General features: G+C 67.7%; 15 protein-coding genes and 1 pseudogene. 9 read left to right on the top strand and 7 right to left on the bottom strand.

Going from position 1 to position 17903, the window contains the following annotated elements:
- Nucleotides 1-118 precede the first annotated feature (118 nt).
- Nucleotides 119-2380: an ATP-binding cassette domain-containing protein gene (locus ACIRGA_RS35105; RefSeq protein WP_400949681.1), complete on the bottom strand. Its 2262-nt coding sequence runs from the start codon at nucleotides 2378-2380 to the stop codon at nucleotides 119-121.
- Nucleotides 2381-2458: 78 nt separating this feature from the next.
- Here ACIRGA_RS35105 and ACIRGA_RS35100 point away from each other — a divergent pair, with 78 nt between their 5' ends.
- From ACIRGA_RS35100 to ACIRGA_RS35080, 5 genes are all read left to right on the top strand, one after another.
- Nucleotides 2459-3241 (top strand): TetR/AcrR family transcriptional regulator C-terminal domain-containing protein, encoded by a 783-nt coding sequence (locus ACIRGA_RS35100; protein WP_400949678.1) that lies wholly within the window; start codon nucleotides 2459-2461, stop codon nucleotides 3239-3241.
- Between the two features lie 10 nt (nucleotides 3242-3251).
- A complete protein-coding gene (locus ACIRGA_RS35095; protein WP_400949675.1) occupies nucleotides 3252-3683 on the top strand; it encodes a nitroreductase family deazaflavin-dependent oxidoreductase in 432 nt (143 codons plus the stop codon).
- Nucleotides 3684-3889: 206 nt separating this feature from the next.
- On the top strand, nucleotides 3890-4369 hold the full coding sequence (locus ACIRGA_RS35090) for a pyridoxamine 5'-phosphate oxidase family protein (RefSeq protein WP_400949685.1): 480 nt from the start codon (nucleotides 3890-3892) through the stop codon (nucleotides 4367-4369).
- Between the two features lie 30 nt (nucleotides 4370-4399).
- Nucleotides 4400-5947 (top strand): GAF domain-containing protein, encoded by a 1548-nt coding sequence (locus ACIRGA_RS35085; RefSeq protein ID WP_400949672.1) that lies wholly within the window; start codon nucleotides 4400-4402, stop codon nucleotides 5945-5947.
- The gene (locus ACIRGA_RS35080) at nucleotides 5944-6591 is read left to right on the top strand and encodes a response regulator (protein WP_400949669.1); all 648 of its coding nucleotides are present in this window, start codon (nucleotides 5944-5946) and stop codon (nucleotides 6589-6591) included. The genes ACIRGA_RS35085 and ACIRGA_RS35080 overlap by 4 nt, the downstream gene beginning before the upstream one ends.
- On the opposite strand, the gene ACIRGA_RS35075 is transcribed toward ACIRGA_RS35080, so the two are convergent.
- Nucleotides 6588-7220 (bottom strand): sigma-70 family RNA polymerase sigma factor, encoded by a 633-nt coding sequence (locus tag ACIRGA_RS35075; RefSeq protein ID WP_400949666.1) that lies wholly within the window; start codon nucleotides 7218-7220, stop codon nucleotides 6588-6590. The genes ACIRGA_RS35080 and ACIRGA_RS35075 overlap by 4 nt on opposite strands.
- Before the next feature lie 243 nt (nucleotides 7221-7463).
- Here ACIRGA_RS35075 and ACIRGA_RS35070 point away from each other — a divergent pair, with 243 nt between their 5' ends.
- The gene (locus ACIRGA_RS35070) at nucleotides 7464-9233 is read left to right on the top strand and encodes a chitinase (RefSeq protein ID WP_400949663.1); all 1770 of its coding nucleotides are present in this window, start codon (nucleotides 7464-7466) and stop codon (nucleotides 9231-9233) included.
- A 383-nt stretch (nucleotides 9234-9616) separates the two neighbouring features.
- On the opposite strand, the gene ACIRGA_RS35065 is transcribed toward ACIRGA_RS35070, so the two are convergent.
- From ACIRGA_RS35065 to ACIRGA_RS35055, 3 genes are all read right to left on the bottom strand, one after another.
- Entirely contained in the window at nucleotides 9617-10957 is a 1341-nt protein-coding gene (locus ACIRGA_RS35065; protein ID WP_400949683.1) for a cellulose binding domain-containing protein, read from the bottom strand.
- 37 nt (nucleotides 10958-10994) lie between these two features.
- Entirely contained in the window at nucleotides 10995-12641 is a 1647-nt protein-coding gene (locus ACIRGA_RS35060) for a glycosyl hydrolase family 18 protein (RefSeq protein WP_400949660.1), read from the bottom strand.
- Between the two features lie 261 nt (nucleotides 12642-12902).
- Nucleotides 12903-13334, bottom strand: coding sequence for an RpiB/LacA/LacB family sugar-phosphate isomerase (locus tag ACIRGA_RS35055; RefSeq protein ID WP_400949658.1), 432 nt, complete (start codon nucleotides 13332-13334; stop codon nucleotides 12903-12905).
- Between the two features lie 60 nt (nucleotides 13335-13394).
- Here ACIRGA_RS35055 and ACIRGA_RS35050 point away from each other — a divergent pair, with 60 nt between their 5' ends.
- A complete protein-coding gene (locus ACIRGA_RS35050; RefSeq protein WP_400949655.1) occupies nucleotides 13395-14024 on the top strand; it encodes a TetR/AcrR family transcriptional regulator in 630 nt (209 codons plus the stop codon).
- Here ACIRGA_RS35050 and ACIRGA_RS35045 read toward each other — a convergent pair.
- Nucleotides 14021-14566, bottom strand: coding sequence for a DM13 domain-containing protein (locus ACIRGA_RS35045; RefSeq protein WP_400949653.1), 546 nt, complete (start codon nucleotides 14564-14566; stop codon nucleotides 14021-14023). The two genes, ACIRGA_RS35050 and ACIRGA_RS35045, sit on opposite strands and share 4 nt — an antisense overlap.
- A gap of 170 nt (nucleotides 14567-14736) precedes the next feature.
- On the opposite strand from ACIRGA_RS35045, the gene ACIRGA_RS35040 reads away from it, so the two are divergent.
- Nucleotides 14737-15603, top strand: a complete 867-nt coding sequence (locus ACIRGA_RS35040; protein ID WP_400949650.1) for a bile acid:sodium symporter family protein — start codon at nucleotides 14737-14739, stop codon at nucleotides 15601-15603.
- Nucleotides 15604-15617: 14 nt separating this feature from the next.
- A pseudogene (locus ACIRGA_RS35035) lies at nucleotides 15618-16382 on the top strand (alpha/beta fold hydrolase); the annotation flags it as partial.
- 105 nt (nucleotides 16383-16487) lie between these two features.
- On the opposite strand, the gene ACIRGA_RS35030 reads toward ACIRGA_RS35035, so the two are convergent.
- Nucleotides 16488-17825, bottom strand: coding sequence for an aspartate aminotransferase family protein (locus tag ACIRGA_RS35030; protein WP_400949648.1), 1338 nt, complete (start codon nucleotides 17823-17825; stop codon nucleotides 16488-16490).
- Nucleotides 17826-17903: the final 78 nt, after the last annotated feature.

Genomic DNA, 17903 nt, shown 5'->3' with positions numbered 1-17903 from the left:
GGGGGGGGGGGGTTCTGGGGGGGGGGGGGGCGGGGGTTGGGGGGGGGGGGGGGGGGGGGGGTTGTTGTTTCTTATACCTCAAAAAACCAAAAAAACACCCCCCCCCCCACCACGCGCGCTAGCGGCCCACGTAGGTGCGAAGGTGCCGCGCCGTGAGCGTGTCACCGGAGGCGACCAGATCGGCCGGAGTCCCCGTGAACACCACCTGACCGCCGTCCGAACCCGCGCCCGGCCCGAGATCCACGATCCAGTCCGCGTGCGCCATCACCGCCTGGTGATGCTCGATGACCACCACCGTGTTCCCGTCGTCGACGAGCCGGTCGAGCAGGCCAAGCAACTGGTCGACGTCGGCGAGGTGCAGACCGGTGGTCGGTTCGTCGAGGACGTAGGTCGCCGACTTCTCCGCCATCCGGATGGCGAGTTTGATCCGCTGCCGTTCCCCGCCGGACAGCGTCGTGAGCGGCTGCCCGAGCCCGAGGTAGCCGAGCCCGACGTCGGAAAGCCGGTCGAGGATCGCCCGCGCCTGTCCGGAGGGGAAGAACTCACGCGCCTCGGCGACCGGCATCGCGAGGACCTCGCTGATGTTCTTGCCCCGCAGCTTGTACGTCAGCACTTCCGCGGTGAACCGCTTGCCCTCGCATTCCTCGCAGACCGTCGCCACCCCGGCCATCATCGCCAGGTCGGTGTAGATCAGCCCGATGCCCTTGCATTTCGGGCACGCGCCTTCGGAGTTCGCGCTGAACAGGGCCGCCTTGACGCCGTTGGCCTTGGCGAACGCGGTGCGGATCGGGTCGAGCAGGCCGGTGTAGGTCGCCGGGTTGCTGCGCCGCGAGCCCCGGATGGCCGACTGGTCGAGCACCACCACGTCGTCCCTTGTGGACAGTGAGCCGTGGATGAGCGAGCTCTTGCCCGAACCGGCGACCCCGGTGACCACGGTCAGCACCCCGAGCGGGATGTCCACGTCGACACCGCGCAGGTTGTGGCGGGTCGCGTTCCGGATCTCGATCCGCCCGCGCGCCACCCGGACGTCGGTGCGCAGCCGCGCCCGGTGGTCGAGGTGCCGTCCGGTGAGCGTGCCGGAAGCGCGCAGCCCGGGGACGTCGCCGGTGTAGCAGATCTGCCCGCCGTTCGGCCCGGCGCCGGGGCCGAGGTCGACGACGTGGTCGGCGATCTCGATCGTCTCCGGTTTGTGCTCGACGACGAGCACCGTGTTCCCCTTGTCCTTCAAGAGAAGCAGGAGACCGTTCATCCGCTGGATGTCGTGCGGGTGCAGCCCGACGGTCGGCTCGTCGAAGACGTAGGTGACGTCGGTGAGGCTGGAACCCAGGTGCCGCACCATCTTCACGCGCTGCGCCTCGCCGCCCGAAAGCGTCCCGGATTCGCGATCGAGGCTGAGGTAGCCGAGCCCGATCTCCACGAGCGAGTCGAGCGTGCCGCGCAGGGTCTGCATCAGCGGCCCCACCGACGGATCGTCGATCTTGCGCAGGAAATCCGCCAGATCGTTGATCTGCATCGACGAGCAGTCGGCGATGTTCAACCCCTCGATCTTCGAGGACAGCGCGGCTTCGTTGAGCCGCGCGCCGCCACAAGCCGGACAGCGCCGGAAAGTGATCGCCCGGTCCACGAAGGCGCGGATGTGCGGCTGCGTCGCTTCCTTGTCCTTCGACAGGAACAGCCGCCGCACCTTCACCAGGAGGCCTTCGTAGGTGGTGTTCATCCCGCCGAGCTTCATCTTGGTGGCGGGCTTGTGCATGAAGTCTTCCCACTGCTGTGGGGTGTAGTCCTTCAGCTTGACAGCGGGATCGACGAAACCGGATTCAGCCAGCCCCTTCCAGTACCAGCTTCCCGGCGTGAAGTTCGGGACGGTGATCGCCCCTTCGTCGAGCGAAAGCTCTTTGTCGACGAGCTGGTCGATGTCGATGCTGGTGACCTTGCCCAGCCCCTCGCATTCGGGGCACATCCCCTCGGGAAGGTTGAAGCTGAACGCTCCCGACGTCCCCACGTGCGGTGTTCCCAGCCTGCTGAAGACGATCCGCAGCATCGTGTGCGCGTCGGTCGCGGTGCCGACCGTGGAGCGGGAATTGGCGCCCATCCGCTCCTGGTCGACGACGATCGCGGCGCTCAGATTTCGCAGCGCGTCCACGTCCGGCCGTCCGACCGGGGCCATGAAGGACTGGATGAACGCGGTGTAGGTCTCGTTGATCAGCCGCTGCGATTCCGCGGCGATGGTGCCGAACACCAAGGACGACTTCCCCGACCCCGAGACACCGGTGAAGACGGTGAGGCGGCGTTTGGGGATGTCGACCGAGACGTCGGCGAGGTTGTTCTCTCTGGCTCCGCGCACCTGGATCATGTCGTGGCTGTCGGCGGCCGAAGGCATGGCTCTCCCCTGGTTGGAACTCTTTAGCCTGTAAAGTGAGGGTAGCAGAGGTTAGTTTATGCTGTAAGGAGTTGGCAAGTGGTCGTCTACGCGGCTCAGGGAGACCCTCGGCGGTCGATGGCCCTGCTGTGGCGGACCGAGTCGCCGGACGCCGAGCGACCCGGCCCCAAACCGGGACTTTCGGTGGATTTGATCGTCGAAACCGCCATCGCGATCGCGGACGGCGAAGGCATGGCGGGCCTCTCGATGCGTGCCGTCGGGGACAGGCTCGGCCGGACGGCCATGGCGCTCTACACCTATGTCCCGAGCAAGAGCGAACTCGTCGATCTCATGTACGACAAGGCGCTCGCCGAGCTTTCGGCCACTTACGACGGAGACGGCTGGCGTGCCGACGCCGCGCGCTGGGCCGAGGATCTCTGGGACTTCTACCTGCGTCACCCCTGGGTCCTGCAGGTCTCGCAGGCGCGGCCGGTGCTCGGGCCGAACGAATACGTCGTCCTGGAGGCGCTGGTGAAGATCCTGCGCCGCACCGGATTGCCGCCGACGGCGCTGCGACGGCTGGTCAGCGCGCTGTACTCGTGCGTGCGCGAGCCCGCCAGGACGGCTTCGGAGGCGCGGCTGGCCGAAAAGGTGACAGGGCAATCCGACGACGAGTGGTGGTACGCGCGGTCCGCGCATCTGAAGGAGGTCTCGCCGGACTTCGCGGAGCGATTCCCGACGCTGACCTGGATGGAGGGCGAGCACGCGTTCCGGATGGAGGACGAAACGGTGTCCTATCTGGAACAGGAGGCGAGGGAGGCCTTCGAGTTCTCCCTGGCGGTCCTGCTGGACGGAATCGAAGTCGCGACCAAAGCGGAGTAGCCTTCTCCGCATGCCCTCCGATTTCGCCTTGAAGACCATGAACGCCGTCCATCGCGTCATCCAGAAGGTCAGCGGCGGCCGCGCCGGCTGGCAGGTCGCCGGGATGACCGTCCTGGAACTGACCACCATCGGCCGCAAATCCGGCCAGCCGCGCACGGTCCTGCTGACCTCGCCGCTGCGCGAGGGCGACGCGTACGTCATCGTCGCCTCCCGCGGTGGCGACGACCAGCACCCGGCGTGGTTCCTCAACCTCCGCGACAACCCCGACGTCCAGGTCACGCTGAAGGGCGAGAGCCCGAAGCCGATGGTCGCGAGCGTGGCCGACGCCGAGCAGCGCGCCCGGCTGTGGCCCAAGATCACCGCGGACTACAAGAACTACGCGCAGTACCAGACCAAGACTGAGCGAGAGATCCCCGTCGTCCTGCTGAGCCCGAAGGCGTAGTTGCGCGTTCGGGCCAGGTGGTGGGGGGGGGGGGGGGGGGGGGGGGGGGGGGGGGGGCGGCGCGCCCCACCCCCCCCCCCCCCCCCCCCCCCCCCCCCCCCCCCCACCACCGCATCCCCCGCACGGGCCGGGTCCATCGGCCCTACCGGCGAGTCGGTAAGCCGGGGACCGTGGATCTCGACGAAGTACACGACGAGAACGCGGGGATGCCGATGTCCGACTCCTTGGGTCTCGAGACGCTCGACCGCGAGCAGTGCCTGGCGCTGCTCGCGGGCGCCGGGCTCGGCCGGGTGGTGTTCACCTCCCGCGCGCTGCCCGCGATCCAGCCCACGCGGTTCGCGCTCCACCACGGCGCGATCATGGTCCGGACCCCGGCGCAGAGCGCGTTGTTCGCCGGGGTGCTCGACACCGTGGTGGCGTTCGCCGTCGACGAGTTCGCCGCGGACGAGGGAACCGGCTGGTTCGTCACCGTCCTCGGCCGCGCCTCCGAGGTGCGTGATCCGATCGTGATCGCCGAGCTCGAGACCCTGCCGCTGGGCTGCTGGACTGGTCAGGCGGACTCCCGGTATCTCCGGATCCTCCTCGAATCGGTAACCGGTCGAAGGATCCTCGGCGCTTGCAGTAACGAAGCACTGTCCGTGATCGACGCACCAGATGAGCGATCCGGGCGCGTTTGTCATTCCTGACCCCACTGCCCGGGGAGTTACTCCGGGACGGTGACGCCAGTGCGGCGGGTGAGTGCGGCGAGCGACGCCAAGGCGCCCAGGATCCTGGACGCGGTGGCCGGGATCGCCCACGATCTCAGCCTCTCCGACGTCCTGCGGCGGATGGTCGAATCCGCCTGCGAGCTGACCGGTGCGCCGTTCGGCGCGTTGAGCGTGCTCGATTCCGACGAGTTCATCCGCTTCGGCGAGGCTTGGGAACGGCCGCCGTCCGAGGACGAGTCCCGGGTGGTGCCCATCCGGATGCGCGGCCGCATCTTCGGGATGTTGTACCTCGCCCGCAAACCGGACGGTGAGGAGTTCACCGACTCCGAGGACGACCTGCTCGTCGCGCTCACCGCGGCGGCCGGTGTGGTGATCGAGAACGCCGCGCTGTTCGATCAGGTGCAGCGGCGCGAGCGCTGGCTCGAAGCCTCCTACCACGTCACCGGCGCGCTCCTGACCGACCAGGATCTGACCGCGACCCTTCGTCTGATCGCCGAACGCGCCCGCGTCGTCGCCGGTGGCACCGCGGGCGCGGTGGCCCGGCCGCGCGGTGACGGGCACCTGGTCTTCGAGATCGTCGAGCCGCCGGGGCCGGACGCGGACCGGCTCGCCGGGATCGCCGTGCCGACCGAGGGCACCGCGACCGGGATGGCGTTCACCACCGGCAAACCCGTCGTGGTCCGGGAATACGGCGAAAAGGTGGTCGAGTTCCAGGGCGGGCGCGGGGCGGTGATGCCCGCGGTGGTCAAGGACCTCGACTCCACGGTCGCCGTCCCGCTGATCGTCGGCGAGGAGAAACTCGGTGTCCTGCTGGTCGCGAAGTTCCGCGACAAGACCCCGTTCTCCGCCTACGACGTCCAGCTCGCCGAGACCTTCGCCGCGCACGCCGCACTGGCGGTCGAGTTCGCCCGCGCGCAGCAGGACAGGCAGCGGCTCGCCGTCTTCGAAGACCGCGACCGGATCGCCCGCGACCTGCACGACCTGGTGATCCAGCGGCTGTTCGCGATCGGGCTCGGGCTGGAGGGGCTTAGCAGGCTCGCGGGCGAACCCGCCGTCGCCGACCGCGTGACCGGTTTCGCGCACGAGATCGACCGCACCATCCGCGAGATCCGCAACAGCATCTTTTCGCTGCAGGAACCGGCGGAGGCCCAGGGCAGCCTCCGGTCGGAGCTGCTGCGGGTCGCGCTGGACGCGGGCTGCGCGTCCGAACCCCGGGTCGGGTTCGACGGTCCGCTCGATTCGTCAGTACCGGACACGGTCCGCTCGGATCTCATCGCGACACTGCGCGAAGCACTGTCCAATGTGGTCAGACATGCCGCGGCGACGACGGTTTCGGTCGACGTCGCCGTCGACCGTGACGGGCGGTGGCTGAACCTTTCGGTGGTGGACGACGGCGTCGGGATACCGGCCGAGCCCGGCCATCGCAGCGGGGTGGCGAACCTCGCCGAACGCGCGGCCCGCTGGAACGGGACGTTCCGCGTCGAAGCGCGGCCCGAAGGCGGGACGAGGCTCGACTGGTCGGTGGAGCTGCCGGCCCGACAGGGGAGTGTGGGATGACGATTTCGGTGTTCCTGCTGGACGATCACGAACTCGTCCGCACCGGGCTGAAGACCGTCTTCGAGGCCGAAGACGATCTCACGGTGGTCGGCGAAGCGTCCACGGCCGCCGAAGCCTACGTCCGGATCCCCGCGGTCAAACCGCAGGTCGCGGTGCTCGACGTCCGGCTGCCGGACGGTGAAGGGGTCAGTGTCTGCCGGGAGATCCGGGCTTCCATCGACCCACCGCCCGCCTGTCTGATGCTGACGTCCTATTCGGACGACGACGCGTTGTTCGGCGCGATCATGGCGGGCGCGGCCGGGTACATGCTCAAGCAGGTCTCCGGCGGCGCGCTCGTCAAGGCCGTCCGCACGGTCGCCGCGGGCGGATCGCTCCTGGACAGCACGCTGACGGCGTCGGTGATGAACCGGCTGCGCGGCGAGAGCGACGCCCCGGATCCGCGATACGAACAGCTGAGCCCGCAGGAGCGGCGGGTGCTCGACCACATCGCCGACGGGCTGACCAACCGCCAGATCGCGGAAAAGCTGTACCTGGCGGAGAAGACGGTCAAGAACTACGTGTCGTCCTTGCTGCACAAGCTCGGTTTCGAACGCCGGACCGCCGCCGCCGTCTACGCCACGCAACGCCGCAAGCCCACCTCTTAGAAAAAGGTGAATCCGCCGGCGAAATCGGGATCCTCGCGCAACACCCGGCGCAGTTCGTTGAGGGCCCGGTGCTGGGTGACGCGGACCGCGCCCGCGCTCGCCATGCCCAGCGCCTTGGCGGTCTCTTCGGCGCTGTAGCCGTGGATCACGCGCAGCACCAGCACGTCACGCTGCTTCGCCGAAAGCACCTCGAACAGTCGTGAGAGCCGTCGGCTGCGATCCGCCTTCTCGACCTCTTCGAACGTCGGGTTCCACGGTCCGTCCAGTTCGGGCTCCGGATCGGGCACCGGCGCGGACGGGTCGCGGGCGAGATTGCGGCGGACGTCGGCGACCTTGTGCGAGGCGATCCCGAAGACGTACGGCAGGAAGCTGGTGTCCTGGTAGTTGTAGCGCGGCAAGGCGACGAGGACGGCCATGAGGACCTCCTGCGCGCAGTCTTCGGCGTTGGAGACGCCCCGGATCGTCCCGCCCAGCCTGCCCGCGCAGTACCGGAACACGATCGGCCGGAGGAGGGCCAGCAGACCCTCGACGGCCCGCCGGTCGCCACTGATCGCCGCACGGATCAATTCGCCGTCCGGTTCCCCCGGGCGGGGCGAATACGTCGGGCGTACGGCTTCCGACACGGTCATCACGCCGGATGGGCCGTTCTCGCCGCGCCCCTGTGCGTTCCCATCGTCCCCACCTCCCGAAAGCCCCCAGCTCTGTTTGGCCCTTTCGACGTTACGGAGCGGGTCCGCGCGTCACACCGGTACAGCAGCCCGGAGTAGTCGGGTCTTTGGACCCTGGTGTCGCCGGGGTATGGACTTTCGCCAGATTGGTCTAGACAATTAGCCCAGCGCGGCGGCAGGCCGCCCTTGCACGGAGGAATCGCGATGAGGCGTTCCAGATCCTTGGCATTTCTGGCCGTTTTGGTGCTCACCTTCACCGGTCTGATCACGGGCGGCGGTACCGCGAACGCGGCCAACCTGCTCCTCAATCCCGGGTTCGAGGCGGGTTCGATGTCCGGCTGGTCCTGCGCGGCGGGCGCGGCCGTCACCACACCGGTGCGTTCGGGTGGTTACGCCGTTTCGGTGACGCCCGGCTCGACGATCGGAAAATGCGCACAGACGGTATCCGTCCGGCCGAACACGACCTACGCGGTTTCGGCCTGGGTGAACGGGAATCCGGTGTACCTCGGCGTCACGGGCGGGCCGTCGACCTGGACCGCGGCGACCTCCTACACGCAGCTGTCGCTTTCGTTCACGACGACGGCCACCCAGACAACGGCGGAGGTGTACGTCCACGGCTGGTACGGGTCGGGCACCTACTACGCGGACGACATCAGCCTCGACGGACCCGGTGGTGGCACCCCCGGCGCGCCGCCGTCACCGGGGAATCCGGCCGTGGGCACGGTGACGAACTCGTCGATCGCCCTGTCGTGGGGCGCCTCGGCGGGGACGGTGACCGGCTATCGCGTGTACGAGGGCGGGAACGTCGTCGCGACCGTGACCGGGACTTCGGCGACGATCTCGGGGCTGACGGCCTGTTCGTCGCACAACTACTCGGTGGCCGCGTACAACAGCGCGGGTGAATCGCCGAAGACGACCGAGGCGAGCGCCACGACTTCCGGCTGCGTCGACAGCGGCCTGCCGAAGCACGCGCTGATCGGCTACCTGCACGCGAGTTTCGCCAACGGTTCCGGCTACACGCGGATGGCCGACGTTCCGGCGGCGTGGGACATCATCAACCTGGCCTTCGGAGAACCGACTTCGGTGACCTCCGGCGACATCCGCTTCACGCGGTGTCCGGTCGCGGAATGCCCGGCCGTGGAAAGCGACGCGGATTTCATCGCCGCGATCCGCGCGAAGCAGGCGCAGGGCAAGAAGGTCCTGATCTCCATCGGTGGCCAGAACGGTCAGGTGCAGCTGACCACGACCGCGGCACGCGACGCCTTCGTCAGCTCGGTGTCCGCGATCATCGACCGGTACGGGCTGAACGGGCTCGACATCGACTTCGAGGGACACTCGCTGTACCTCAATTCCGGGGACAACGACTTCCGCAACCCGACCACGCCGGTGATCGTCAATCTCATCTCGGCGCTGAAGACGCTGAAAGCCAAGTATGGAGCGGGATTCGTCCTGACAATGGCGCCGGAGACGTTCTTCGTGCAGACCGGATACCAGTACTACGGCGGTCTCGGCGGCGCCGACAACCGGACGGGCTCGTACCTGCCGGTGATCCACGCGATGAGGGACGCGCTCACCGTGCTGCACGTCCAGGACTACAACTCCGGACCGGTGATGGGCCTGGACAACCAGTACCACTTCATGGGCGGCGCGGATTTCCACATCGCGATGACCGACATGATCAAGGCGGGTTTCACGGTGTCCTCGACCGGATTCCGGTTCCCAGGGCTGCGTGAGGACCAGATCGCGTTCGGCCTGCCCGCCGCGGTGAGCGCGGGCAACGGGCACACCGCTCCGGCGGCGGTGCATTCCGCGCTGAACTGCCTGGTGAAGAACTCCGGCTGCGGGTCGTATGCGTTGCGGGGCGGTGCTTCGCCGGCGTTGCGCGGGCTGATGACGTGGTCGATCAACTGGGACCGGTACTACGGGTGGGAGTTCCAGAACGCCCACGAGCCTTTCCTGAACGCTCTGCCCTGATCGCTGCGGACTTTCCGTGAAGGCCTCCTTGAGGGACCCAGAGTCCCTCAAGGAGGCCTTCACGGACCGGTTCTGAGGCTCCGGTGACCAATGTGGTCACTGAGGTGTTCGGTAAGTACATGAAGGCCCCCTTCACTGCGCTAGACGTAGTGAAGGGGGCCTTCATGTACTTACGGGCGCGCTGGAGGAACTACCCGTCCGGCACTACATGATCGCGACGTCGTGAAGGCCTCCTTCCCTACCCTCAAAGTAGGGAAGGAGGCTTCACGGACCGCGGCTCGCGAACCCCGCGCAATTAGTCCTCTGGATGCGATCGGTTGCGGGAGAAAGGAGCGGGCCCGCACCGTGCAGCATCGGTGCGGGCCCGCAGTTCAAAAGGGACGTCAGAAGCCCGCGGTGATCCGCGTGAAGTCCCAGTCGTTCTGTGCGATACCACTGCAGTTCTCGGCGACCCCGCCGTTCGGGCAGCCCCGGTCACGGTTGGCCGACCAGAACGCCAGCCTGGCGATCTTGTTGGTCTTCGACCAGTTCGTGATCCGGGTCCAGGTGTCGAGACTCGTCAGTTCCCGCTGGTCCGAAAGACCGTTCATCCCGCTGATGCCCAAGTGGGCGTACGCCGTGGCGTCGTTCCACCCGAAGGCCGACTTCAGCTTGTCCCGCAGACCGTTCGCGGCGTTGATCGTGTTGCCGTACATGTCCGCGCCGCCACCGAAATCGAACGGCATGATCGTGTAGACGTCGATCCCGGCGTTCAACGCCTTCGACTGGTCGATCAGCCGCTGGCCCCAGGAGTTCGGGCCGCTGGTCGTCGTGCCGAAGGTGAGGATGGTCTGGATACCGGGGTTGTTCGCCTTCACGATCTTCAGTGCGTTCAGGACGCGGTCCTGCACGGTCGCGTTCTCGAACTCGTCGGTGTTCTCGATGTCGATGTCGATCGCCTTGAGACCGTAGGCGTCGATCACCTTCTGGTAGGCCCCGGCGAGCGCTTCCGGCGTCGAGCAGTTCGGGCCGAGCTTGTTGCCGCTCCACCCGCCGAAGGACGGCACGACCTGGCCGCCCGCGGCCTTGATCTGCGCGATCGCGTTCGCGTCGGCGCCGCCCTGCAGCGGACGGCTGCCGTCCCAAGCGGGATTGCAGCCACCGGACGACAGGACGAACGCCAGCGTGAACCACTTGATCCCGGTCGCGTTCATGACCGTCTGCGGGTTCGGCGGGTCACCCCAGCCCATGTACAGATACGGCGCGCCACGGCCGCCGGGCAGCGGCGGGTTGCTCGTGGTCGTCGTCGGGGAGGTGGTGGTCGTGCTCGTGGGTGTGGTCGGCGTCGTGGTCGGGCCGCCGCCTCCCGGATCGCAGGAACCACCGTTGATCTTGCAGTTCGCCGGGGCGACGTAGCCACCGGAGTACTTGACGTTGAACCCGAAACTGGTGCTGCCGCCGTTGGACAGGTTGCCGTTCCAGGTGTTCTTCACCGTCACGTGCTGGCCGGAGACGGAATAGCTGCCGTCCCACAGCGAAGCGATCGAGTGCCCCGAGGGGAGGTCGAATTCGACCGTCCAGGCGGGAAGGCTCGATCCGGAGTTGTTGCTGATCGTGTACTTGCCTTCCCAGCCAGAGCCCCAATCGGAGCCCTTGCTGAAGGCGGCGCCGATGCCGCCGGCCGCGGAGGCCGGCGCGATCACGAGGACCGCGCCGGCCGTTGCGGCAGCGGCGGCCAGGCCCACGGCCTGGATCCAAGTCCGCTTAGCCACTGTCAGCCTCTCAGTTCAGGCCATTGCGCATGGCCGTGACCAATTCACCGTTGGAGGTGTCGCCACTGAGCTCCCAGAAGAACGCGCCGCCGAGACCCTGGTTCTTGGTCCAGCCCATCTTTCCGTTGATGGTCGAGGGAGTGTCGTAGCTCCACCAGTTGTTGCCGCACTTCGCGTACGCGGTGCCCGCGATCGTGCCGGTCGACGGGCAGCTGCTCTTGAGGACCTTGTAGTCCTCGATGCCCGCCTCGTACGTCCCCGGCGCCGCACCGGTCGCGGTGCCGCCCGGGGCGTCCTGGGTGACGCCGGTCCAGCCTCGGCCATAGAAACCGATACCCAGCAACAGTTTGCTCGCCGGAACTCCCTTGGCCTTGAGCTTCTGGATGGCCTCGTCGGAGTTGAAGCCCTGCTGCGGGATGCCGGGGTAGGCCGTCAGCGGCGAGTGCGGGGCCGTCGGGCCCTGCGCCGCCCAAGCGCCGAAGAAGTCGTACGTCATGACGTTGTACCAGTCGAAGTAGGCCGACGCGGGGCCGTAGTCGGCGAGGTCGAGCTTGCCGCCGCTGCTGGCGTCCGCGGTGATCGCGGCGGTGACCAGGAACGACGAGCCGAACTTGGTGCGCAGTGCCTGAGCCACGTTCTTGATCGCGGCGGGACCGCTGGTGTCACAGGAAAGACCGCAGGCGTTCGGGTATTCCCAGTCGATGTCGATACCGTCGAAGACGTCGGCCCACCGCGGGTCCTTGATCAGCTTGTAGCAGGAGTCCGCGAACGCGGCCGGGTTCTTCGCCGCCTGGCCGAAGCCGCCGGACCAGGTCCAGCCGCCGAACGACCACAGCACCTTCAGCCCCGGGTACATCTTCTTCAGCTTGCGCAGCTGGTTGAAGTTGCCGCGCAGGGCGCCCGCGTCCCACGTGTCCGCGACACCGTCCACACTGGACCCGGCGTCGTAGAACTTGTCGTAGTCGGCGTAGGTGTCGTCGTTCGCGGAGCAGGAGCCGTTGGTGACGTTGCCGAACGCGTAGTTGATATGCGTCAGCTTGGCCGCCGAACCGGAGGTGTGAATGTTCTTCACGTGGTAGTTACGGCCGTAGACGCCCCACTGCACGAAGTAGCCGAGGTTCTTCTTCGCGCCCGGGTTCGGGTTCGAAGTCGTGGTGGTGGTCGGCGGGTTGCTCGTGCTCGTCGACGTCGGGGGATTCGAGGTCGAGGTGCCTGTGGTCGGTGTGGTCGGCGTCGTCGTCGGGGTGCCACCACCTGGGTCGCAGGAGCCGCCGTTGATCTTGCAGTTGGCGGGCGCGGTGTAAGCGCCGGAGTACTTGACGTTGAAGCCGAAGCTGGTGGAACCACCGTTGGAAAGGTTGCCGTTCCAGGTGTTCTTGACGGTCACGTGCTGGCCGGAGACGGTGTAGCTGCCGTCCCACAGCGAAGCGATCGAGTGGCCCGCCGCGAGATCGAACTCGAGGGTCCAGTTGGTCAGGCTCGATCCCGAGTTGTTGGTGATCGTGTACTTGCCTTCCCAGCCGGAGCCCCAGTCCGAACCCTTGGTCAGGGTGGCTCCGACCCCGCCCGCCGCGTTCGCCGGGACGGTCACCAGACCGACCGCCAGCGCCGCGACGGCCGTGAACAGGCCGACCAGATGCCATCTTTTTCTCGACATTTCACTCCTTACAACCCGGTGCAGGGAAATGATCTTGGAGATGATTTCGTCAAAGGGAAATCGGCGACATCGCGTTGCCTCGGCCGAAGCCGGGCAGGCGGGGATGCGTCTTCATCGACCACCTCCATGCGGAACGCTTTGTTGCGGGAGACGGTACGTGGTCTGGACCAATATGGGAAGCATCACTACATAGAGTGGTGATTTTCCTGCGAACGGCCTAATACGTTCGACAGCGTTAATCGTTCACTGGTTCGGTGCCGGTCACCGGCGGAATTCGTCCATTTCGCCGAGCCGGGCGATATTCGCCGATTCATCGGGATCGGGCGCGATGCCGGAAAGGAACACGTCGGTGATTTCGACGGCCACGTCGGGAGCGAGCCGCTTGAGGCTCAGCGCCAGCACGTTGGCGTCGTTCCACTTGCGCGCGCCGGCGGCGATCCAGGTGTCCCAGGCCAGTGCGGCGCGGACCCCGGGGACCTTGTTGGCCGCGATGGCCGTGCCCGTCCCGGTCCAGCACATCACCACGCCGAAATCGGCCTCGCCTGCCGCGACCGCCCTGCCGACCGCCGCGCCGAGTTCCGGCCAGATGTCCGACGTCGCCGGGCGGAGCACCTCGTGGCCCGCCTCGGCGAGGTACGCCTGGACGGCGTCCGTGGTGGCGTTCCGGTCGTCGGCGGCGAAGGCGATCCTCATATCCGGATCGTAACGCCGCGTCGACGGGTGACGAACCGGAAGTCATGGGAGGATCTCGGCGTGGACTCGTCTGCGGAGGAGCACCAGGTCCAGCGTGACCAGGAGATCGCACGGACACGGATTCTCGACACCGCCGCCCGCCTGATCGGCGAGGCAGGTTTCGCCCGGCTCAAGATCGGCATGATCTGCGCCAGGACCGGTTATCCCAGCGGCGTCGTGTACCAGTTGTTCGGCTCGAAGGAGACGCTGGTGCAGCGGCTCGTCGAGTTCGCCGCGGAGAAGTTCGCCGACGTCTTCAGCGCCGCCGTCGCCACGCGGACCGGCGGACTGACGCCCAGCCCGATGGACATGTTGCGCGCACTGCTGGACATCTTCTTCGAGCTGCTCACCGACATGCCGCCGCTGAACCGGGCGTTCGTGGTGCTCTGGACGGACGCGACCGTCGGCGATCCGGCGGTGCGGTCGGCGATGACCGAGGCCGACCGCCGGTACCGCTTCGCCATCGCGCAGACCGTCGCCGCCGGGCTCGCGGACGGTTCCATCACCGGCGTCCGCGACCCGGACGCGTACGCGGCCGCGCTGGTGGGGCAGCTGCGAGGGATCGCGGTGGCCGCGATCATCGACCCCGGCGGCATCGATCTGCGCGCCGTTCGCGCGGAGATGGAATACGCGGTGGACCGGCTCGCCTAAACCTTCTGCAACGAGGCTGCGCCGAAGGACACGTTGAACCGGTCGCACCAGATCGTCACGCTCGAATAGCGCGCCAGATCGGTGCCCGCCGGCAGCTGATAGTTCTGGCTTCCCTTGTTGCCCTTGAGTTTCCCGGCGCTGACGTAGGCACCGTCGTCGAACACGGACCAGCCGTCCTTGCCGGGCAGGACCGGCGCGTCGGTGAGCCAGACCCGCAGATCCGGGCCATTGCTCGTGTCGAGATTCTCCAGGCGCAGCACCAATGATCCGTCGGCCGCGCGCAGGATCCGGACGTCGCCACTGGTCGTGTGCTCATGGCTGATCAGTGCGCCGGTGGCCACCACCGTGGGCTCTTTCGGGGCGGGCGCGGCACTTTCGGAGATCTGCGTGGAGGGTTGCGCCGACGGCTGGGCCGCGACGGGCACGGCCTCCTGGACCGTTTCGTTCACCCAGAGCTTCCACGGCTGGAACCAGTAGAGACCGGCGGCCACCGCCACCACCAGACCGGCCGCCACGACGGCGAGCACCCGCTTGCGTTTCATGGGGGACATTCAACCGCGCGAACCGTCCGGATCGCCCGGTTCGGGCGGTTACCGAACCCTTACGGCGCCGATCGGGCGGGGTCACGGCTGGGTTTCGGTGCCTTGACCACGGGTCGCGCCGCTGACACGATTGCCGCTCTGAAAAGGGCATATCGGACGGAGGCCCCTCGATGGGTTCGGCGATGTTCTCCATCCTCCTGCCGGTAGCGCTGGCACTCGTCATGTTCGGGCTGGGGCTGACCCTGACCGTCGGCGACTTCACTCGGGTGCTGAAGTACCCGAAGGCCGCCGTCATCGCGCTGGTGTGCCAGATGATCTTGCTGCCCGTGATCTGCGTCGGCCTCATCGTGGTGTTCGGCCTCGACAGCGTGCTGGCGGTCGGCATGATGCTGCTCGTCGCCTCGCCCGGCGGGACCTCGGCGAACCTGTTCAGTCACCTCGCCGGCGGCGATGTCGCCCTCAACGTCACGCTCACGGCGATCAACTCCGTGCTGGCCGTGTTCACCCTGCCGCTGGTGGTCGGCCTGTCGATGGCCGAATTCCTCGACGGCGGTGCGTCTGTCGGGCTCCAGCCCGCGAAGTTCGTGCAGGTGTTCGCGATCGTGCTGATCCCGGTCGTGCTCGGGATGGCGGTGCGGGCCCGGTTCACCGGCTGGGCCGAGCGGATGCGCAAACCGGTCAAGATCGGCTCCGCCGTGGTGCTCGTGCTGGTGATCGTGGCCGCGATCGCGCAGGAGTTCCGGACGCTGGTGGACAACATCTGGACGCTCGGGCCGGTGGCGCTGGCGCTTTCCGTGCTCAGCCTCGCGATCGGGTACTACGTGCCGCGGCTGTTCCGCGTGGACCGCGGGCAGGCAATCGCGTCGGCCATGGAGATCGGCGTCCACAACGCGACCCTCGCGATCGCCGTGGCGATCTCCGTGCTCGGGGACAAGGCGATGGCCGTGCCCGCCGGGATCTACGGCGTGCTCATGTTCCTGCCCGCCGGGATCGCGGCGTTCCTGTTGTCCCGCAGCAGGGAGCGCGCGCCGGTCTGAGCTACTTTGGGGGCGTGCCTCGTTCCCCCATCGGCGAAATCCTCGACGTGAACGGCGTCGCCGTCCATGTCCGCCAGGACGGCGCCGGGCCGCCGTTGGTGCTGTTGCACGGGTATTGCGGGTCGGTGCACTGGTTCGACCGGCTCACCCTCGGCCTGGCCGCGGCGCATCACGTGATCCGGGTGGATCTGCTGGGGCACGGATGCACCGGTGGTTCGTCGGGTTTGGACGCGGCGTCGCAAGCGCGCATGGTGGCCGGTGTCCTCGATTCGCTGGGCGTCGAAGACGTTTTGGTCGCCGGTCACTCCTTCGGTGCCGATGTCGCCTTGGCGCTGGCCGCGATCTCGCCACGGGTGGGTTCCCTGGTGCTGATCGGGCAGGCGCCGGACTACAGCTACGCGTCCTTCCCGCCGGGCAGCTCGGTATTGCTGCCGATGGTCAGCGCGCTCGTGCGGACGGTCGCCGATCGGCGATGGGTCCGGTTCGCGTCGCGATTCCGGCGAGGGGGCTGGTTCGACGATCCGTTGCAGGACTTGGCCGATCACGCCGTCACCGCACCGGCGATGGCCCGTGTGGTCCTGGTGGACCGCGCGCGACTGCTCGCGTTTCGTCCTCTCGATGCGCAAGTGGCGGCCTTGGGGTTGCCGTGCTTGGTGATTCTCGGGCGGCGGGACCGTTTTTACGACTGTGACAAGACTTTCGCGCGGTACTCGGCGGTCGGTGCCCGCGTGGAGGTCGTGGACGGCGCCGGGCATTCGCCGTTCTTGGAGCGGCCGGGCGAGGTCGCACGGTTGCTTCGCGAGTTCAGGGGGTGGGGGGGGGGGGGGGGGGGGGGGGGGGGGGGGTGCGCCCCCCCCCCCCCCCCCCCCCCCCACCACCTTGACTCAAGACCAGCGCGCGCCGGCGTCGCCAATGGCCTTGTCCAGGATTCCCAGCCCTTCCGCGAGTTCGTCCTCGGTCGCGGTCAGTGGGGGAGCGATCCGGAAGACGCCGCCCATCCCCGGCAGCTGCACGATGTTCATGTGCAGCCCCAATTCGAGGCAGCGCCGCGTGACGAGCGCGCCCAGTTCGTCGGAACTCTGTTTCGTGGCACGGTCCACGACCAGTTCCACGCCGACCAGCAGGCCCCGCCCGCGGATGTCGCCGACGACGGGATGACGGGCGGCGAGGTCGTCGAGGCCGCGGCGGAGGAAGGCGCCCAGTTCGGTGGCGCGTTCGTCGAGGCGGTCGCGGGTGAGGACGTCGAGCACGGTGTTCCCGACGGCCGCCACCAGCGGATCCGCGACATGCGTGGTGAAGAACAGGTAGCCGCGGTCGTGCGCCTCCTGCTCGATTTCCGCGCTGGTGATCACCGCGGCCAGCGGAAGCCCGGCGCCCAGCGTCTTGGAGAGCGTGAGGATATCGGGAACGACACCGTCGCGTTCGAAGGCGTACCAGTTTCCCGTGCGGCACAAGCCGGTCTGCGCCTCGTCGAGGATCAGGAGCATCCCTCGTTCACGGCATTTCTCTTGTAGGGCGGCGAAATAGCCCACCGGCGGTTCGATGATCCCGCCGGAGCTGAGGATCGGTTCGACGATGCACGCCGCGAGGCTGCCGACGGACTGGGCGTCGATCATCTCGAACCCGAAGTCCAGCTGCCGCTTCCAGTCCAGTTCCCCTTCCGGGGTAAGGAAATCCGGGCGATACGCATTCGGCACGGGAATGGCGAAGTTGCCGGGCGCGGTCGGGCCGTACCCCTTGCGGCCCGCGCTGTAGGTCGCGTTCGCCGCCGCTTGCGTCATCCCGTGCCACGACCGGGCGAACGACACGATCTCGTGCTTCCCGGTCACGAGTTTCGCCATCCTGATCGCGGCCTCGTTCGACTCCGCCCCGGTGGTCAGCAGCAGCGCCTTTTCCAGCGGTGACGGCAAGGTCTCGGCCAGCCGTCGCGCGAGGTCGACGACGGGGCGGCTCAGCATGCCGCTGAACAGATGGTCGAGCGAGCCGATCTGCCGCCGTACGGTCTCGACGATCTCGGGATGCGAATGCCCGAGGATCGCGCTCATCTGCCCGGACGTGAAGTCGAGGATCCGCCGCCCGGATTCGGTGAACAGGTAGCTCCCGGCGGCGTGGTCGATGATCTCGCGGGTGAAATCGCCGGCCCCGGCGTAGCGCACGAGATGCCGGTCGGCGTCGGCCCAGAAACGGTCGGCGGTGGACAGGTCGGTGTGGGGAGCAGCCATGTCTCGACGGTAAGTCGGAGCCGAGCGACACGTCCAGCTCACGATTCCGGCTGTGCTGTTCGGCTGATCCGTACAACA

The organism is Amycolatopsis sp. NPDC102389, assembly GCF_044765885.1.
Taxonomy (GTDB): Bacteria; Actinomycetota; Actinomycetes; order Mycobacteriales; family Pseudonocardiaceae; genus Amycolatopsis.
This window is presented reverse-complemented; position numbering and strand designations above follow the sequence as displayed.

What these genes read in the sequence shown, in the direction of transcription:
- ACIRGA_RS35045 (WP_400949653.1), bottom strand. Translation starts at nt 14,566, where the DNA reads ATGAAACGCAAGCGGGTGCTCGCCGTCGTGGCGGCCGGTCTGGTGGTG.
- ACIRGA_RS35030 (WP_400949648.1), bottom strand. Translation starts at nt 17,825, where the DNA reads ATGGCTGCTCCCCACACCGACCTGTCCACCGCCGACCGTTTCTGGGCC.
- ACIRGA_RS35080 (WP_400949669.1), top strand. Translation starts at nt 5,944, where the DNA reads ATGACGATTTCGGTGTTCCTGCTGGACGATCACGAACTCGTCCGCACC.
- ACIRGA_RS35070 (WP_400949663.1), top strand. Translation starts at nt 7,464, where the DNA reads ATGAGGCGTTCCAGATCCTTGGCATTTCTGGCCGTTTTGGTGCTCACC.
- ACIRGA_RS35055 (WP_400949658.1), bottom strand. Translation starts at nt 13,334, where the DNA reads ATGAGGATCGCCTTCGCCGCCGACGACCGGAACGCCACCACGGACGCC.
- ACIRGA_RS35095 (WP_400949675.1), top strand. Translation starts at nt 3,252, where the DNA reads ATGCCCTCCGATTTCGCCTTGAAGACCATGAACGCCGTCCATCGCGTC.
- ACIRGA_RS35090 (WP_400949685.1), top strand. Translation starts at nt 3,890, where the DNA reads ATGCCGATGTCCGACTCCTTGGGTCTCGAGACGCTCGACCGCGAGCAG.
- ACIRGA_RS35105 (WP_400949681.1), bottom strand. Translation starts at nt 2,380, where the DNA reads ATGCCTTCGGCCGCCGACAGCCACGACATGATCCAGGTGCGCGGAGCC.
- ACIRGA_RS35060 (WP_400949660.1), bottom strand. Translation starts at nt 12,641, where the DNA reads ATGTCGAGAAAAAGATGGCATCTGGTCGGCCTGTTCACGGCCGTCGCG.
- ACIRGA_RS35075 (WP_400949666.1), bottom strand. Translation starts at nt 7,220, where the DNA reads ATGACCGTGTCGGAAGCCGTACGCCCGACGTATTCGCCCCGCCCGGGG.
- ACIRGA_RS35040 (WP_400949650.1), top strand. Translation starts at nt 14,737, where the DNA reads ATGGGTTCGGCGATGTTCTCCATCCTCCTGCCGGTAGCGCTGGCACTC.